Raw genomic sequence first — 3,132 nt, forward strand, 5'->3', positions numbered from 1 at the left:
GGGCCAAATCAGACGCCGCTTCGGCCCCCCAATACCGCGCCATCAGTGGCACCGGCAGCGTGGAAGAGATCACCGCACGGGCCTTTGCCGCACTGTCCGAATAAAGCAACAGCCTGTGCTGCGGCCTGTGCCGCCCACCCCCAACAAAGCCCCGTCCAGGGGCTTTGTTGTTTTTAAAACGCTTGCGCGAAAAGGTGGCATGGAGAACACACGTCAGTGGGCGGCATGAACAACCATTAAAAAAACGAAATGGGTGACTTTTCGTGGTTTTTTGCATGAGAGGCTTGCACAAGTCAGAAAACTGTTTAAAAATACAGTCACTGGATGAAAAAACAGTCATCTTGCAGACCAAGGACACCCCATGACCGACAGCCCCAAACTGACAGCCCGGCAACAAGAAATTCTGGAACTCATCCAGAACACCATTGCCAACACCGGTGCGCCACCTACCCGCGCCGAAATCGCCAATGTGTTGGGCTTCAAGTCGGCCAATGCCGCAGAAGAACACCTCAAGGCTCTGGCCCGCAAAGGGGCGATCGAGTTGGTCAGTGGCACCTCGCGCGGCATCCGTCTCAAAGGCAGTTCACGCAGCACCCTGCGCGCGCCCTCCGATTTGTTCAGCCTGAGCCTGCCGGGCCTGGGCCAATTGTGTCTGCCCTTGGTCGGGCGTGTCGCTGCAGGATCGCCCATCTTGGCACAAGAACACGTCGACAAAACCTACCAAGTCGAAAGCACTTTGTTTGCCCAACAACCCGACTATTTGCTGCGGGTGCGCGGCATGTCCATGCGCGATGCGGGCATCATGGACGGCGACCTGTTGGCCGTCAAATCCACCAAAGAAGTGCGCAATGGTCAAATTGTGGTGGCCCGTCTTGGCGATGAAGTCACCGTCAAACGCCTGCACAAAACCAGCACCGGCATTGAACTTTTGCCCGAAAACCCCGATTACCCCACCATCGTGGTGCACCCCGGAGAGCCTTTTGACATCGAGGGCTTGGCCGTAGGCCTGATCCGCAACAGCTTCGTCATGTGACATTTTTCCAGTCCTGGCTTCAGGTGGCGGGCGCTGTCTATCAGCCCTGAAACCAGCGACTTTCCTTTGCAATCCTGCCTGTGTCCAACCTCCATGCTTTTGAAAGGTTTCACATGGGAATCGCTCTGCTTGCTCTGACAGGTCTGTTCAAGAACTTGTCCACACCGTCCACCACCACACAAATTTTGCCCAAAAGGCATTTGGGCCGCATACACCCCGTCTGGGCTGCGCGGCCCAGCCTCTGCGCCACACCGGCTCTGGCACTGACCAAAGCGGCCAGCCGAGCGCCAGGCCTGCGGGTGTTGCGCATTCAGGAATCGGGGCAAAGTGCGCCCAGTGCCGGGCGCATGGTCATCTCGGGCCGCATGGCCGATGTCTGCGCCGAACTTGACCGCCTGGTAGCCTTAGAGGCCCAACACCGCCCAAACTGAACGTCACCAACATCGGCCAAACGGACACCCCTCGCACCGTTTTGGCCGGTTCTTGGTTTGTGGTGAAAGAAACTGCAAACAAATCCTCCTTGCCAAGGCCAAAGCTCGCCGACTGACAAGGCACAATGTCGTGCATGAACATTGTGATCCTCGACGACTACCAAGACGTCGTCCGCAAACTCGACTGCGCAGCCAAACTCGAGAACTTCCCAGCCAAGGTCTACACCAACACGGTCAAGGGCATTGGTCAACTGTCTGTTCGTCTCAAAGACGCTGATGTGATTGTCCTGAACCGAGAGCGCACCATCTTGAATCGGGCGCTCATCGAAAAACTGCCTCGCCTCAAAATGATTGCCCAGACAGGCCGTGTGGGCAGCCACATCGACTTGGCCGCCTGTACCGAGCGTGGCGTGGCGGTGGCTGAAGGCGTGGGCTCGCCCACTGCACCGGCTGAGCTGACTTGGGCCCTCATCATGGCTGCAGCCCGCAGGCTACCTCACTACATCAGCAGCCTCAAACATGGTGCTTGGCAACAGTCGGGCCTGAAATCCAGTGCGATGCCGGTCAATTTTGGCTTGGGCACTGTGTTGAAGGGTAAAACGCTGGGCATTTGGGGTTACGGAAAAATTGGCCAAATGGTGGCCAGCTATGGCCAAGCCTTTGGCATGCATGTTCAAGTGTGGGGCAGCGACGAATCACGCGTGAAGGCCGTCACAGACGGCCACATTGCAGCAACCAGCCGCGAGGCATTTTTTCAAACTACTGACGTGATGTCGCTTCACTTGCGGTTGAATGAAGTCACGACGGGCATCGTCACCAGCGAAGACTTGGGCTTGATGAAACCCACCGCTTTGATCGTCAACACCTCCAGGGCTGAACTGATCGAGCCCAACGCCTTGATCGGTGCCTTGAACCGGGGACGCCCAGGCATGGCCGCAGTTGATGTGTTCGAGTCCGAGCCGATTTTGCAAGGCTCCGCGCTGCTGCGCTTGGAAAACTGCATTTGCACACCGCACATCGGCTACGTTGAAAAAGACAGTTACGAGCTGTATTTTGGTGTGGCGTTTGAAAACGTCGTCAACTTCATCAAGGGCACACCGACCAACATTGTCAACCCGGGTGCATTACAAGTGCGCCGTTGAAGGTTTGCCAGCGCCCCCCTACCATCGACCAACATTCAACTCGGTAATAATTGTTTTTTGACCCGGTCGACTGTGGCCCTGTTTTGAGCCCGCATGGCGGTTTTTTATTGACCTGGCCCTGTGGCTTGTTTTGCATTCACTTTTCAACATGACCCTCGCATTCACCCAAGTAGCCGTCATCGGCGCAGGCGCCATGGGGCGCGGCATTGCCCAAATCGCGGCCCAGGCAGGTAGCCAAGTCTGGCTGTACGACACCCAAGCCGACGCCATTGCCAAAGCGCGTGATGCGGTGTTTCAGCAATGGGACAAGTTGCAAGAAAAAGGCCGTCTGACGCCTGAGGCGGTGGCTGGCCACAAAAGCCGTCTGTTGGCGGCCAGCAGTCTGCAAGATTTGGCAGGCTGTGATCTGGTGGTCGAAGCCATCGTCGAAAAAATCGAAATCAAGAAAAGCCTGTTCACCGATTTGGAAAACGTGCTGGCCCCCACCGCTGTGCTGGTGACCAACACCTCTTCGCTCTCGGTCACA

General features: G+C 56.8%; 4 protein-coding genes and 1 pseudogene. All 5 read left to right on the plus strand.

The features are described 5' to 3' along the window. A pseudogene (locus tag Q0341_RS09320) lies at positions 1 to 104 on the plus strand (adenylate kinase); the annotation flags it as partial. Positions 105 to 361: 257 nt separating this feature from the next. Then, positions 362 to 1,033 carry a transcriptional repressor LexA gene (lexA, locus tag Q0341_RS09325; RefSeq protein ID WP_299512443.1) on the plus strand — a complete coding sequence of 224 codons (672 nt, stop codon included), beginning with the start codon at positions 362 to 364 and terminating at the stop codon, positions 1,031 to 1,033. A 113-nt stretch (positions 1,034 to 1,146) separates the two neighbouring features. Then, entirely contained in the window at positions 1,147 to 1,464 is a 318-nt protein-coding gene (locus Q0341_RS09330; RefSeq protein WP_299512445.1) for a hypothetical protein, read from the plus strand. Between the two features lie 134 nt (positions 1,465 to 1,598). After that, positions 1,599 to 2,606 (plus strand): D-2-hydroxyacid dehydrogenase family protein, encoded by a 1,008-nt coding sequence (locus Q0341_RS09335; RefSeq protein ID WP_299512447.1) that lies wholly within the window; start codon positions 1,599 to 1,601, stop codon positions 2,604 to 2,606. A 148-nt stretch (positions 2,607 to 2,754) separates the two neighbouring features. Beyond that, positions 2,755 to 3,132, plus strand: a 378-nt coding sequence (locus Q0341_RS09340; RefSeq protein ID WP_299512448.1) for a 3-hydroxyacyl-CoA dehydrogenase NAD-binding domain-containing protein, incomplete at its 3' end; no start/stop codon positions are given.

Source organism: uncultured Limnohabitans sp., assembly GCF_937889215.1.
Lineage (GTDB): Bacteria > Pseudomonadota > Gammaproteobacteria > Burkholderiales > Burkholderiaceae_C > Limnohabitans_A.

Bases quoted from the DNA above. Each gene is read 5' to 3' on its own strand.
- Q0341_RS09330 (WP_299512445.1), top strand. From the start codon at position 1,147: ATGGGAATCGCTCTGCTTGCTCTGACAGGTCTGTTCAAGAACTTGTCC.
- Q0341_RS09335 (WP_299512447.1), top strand. From the start codon at position 1,599: ATGAACATTGTGATCCTCGACGACTACCAAGACGTCGTCCGCAAACTC.
- lexA (WP_299512443.1), top strand. From the start codon at position 362: ATGACCGACAGCCCCAAACTGACAGCCCGGCAACAAGAAATTCTGGAA.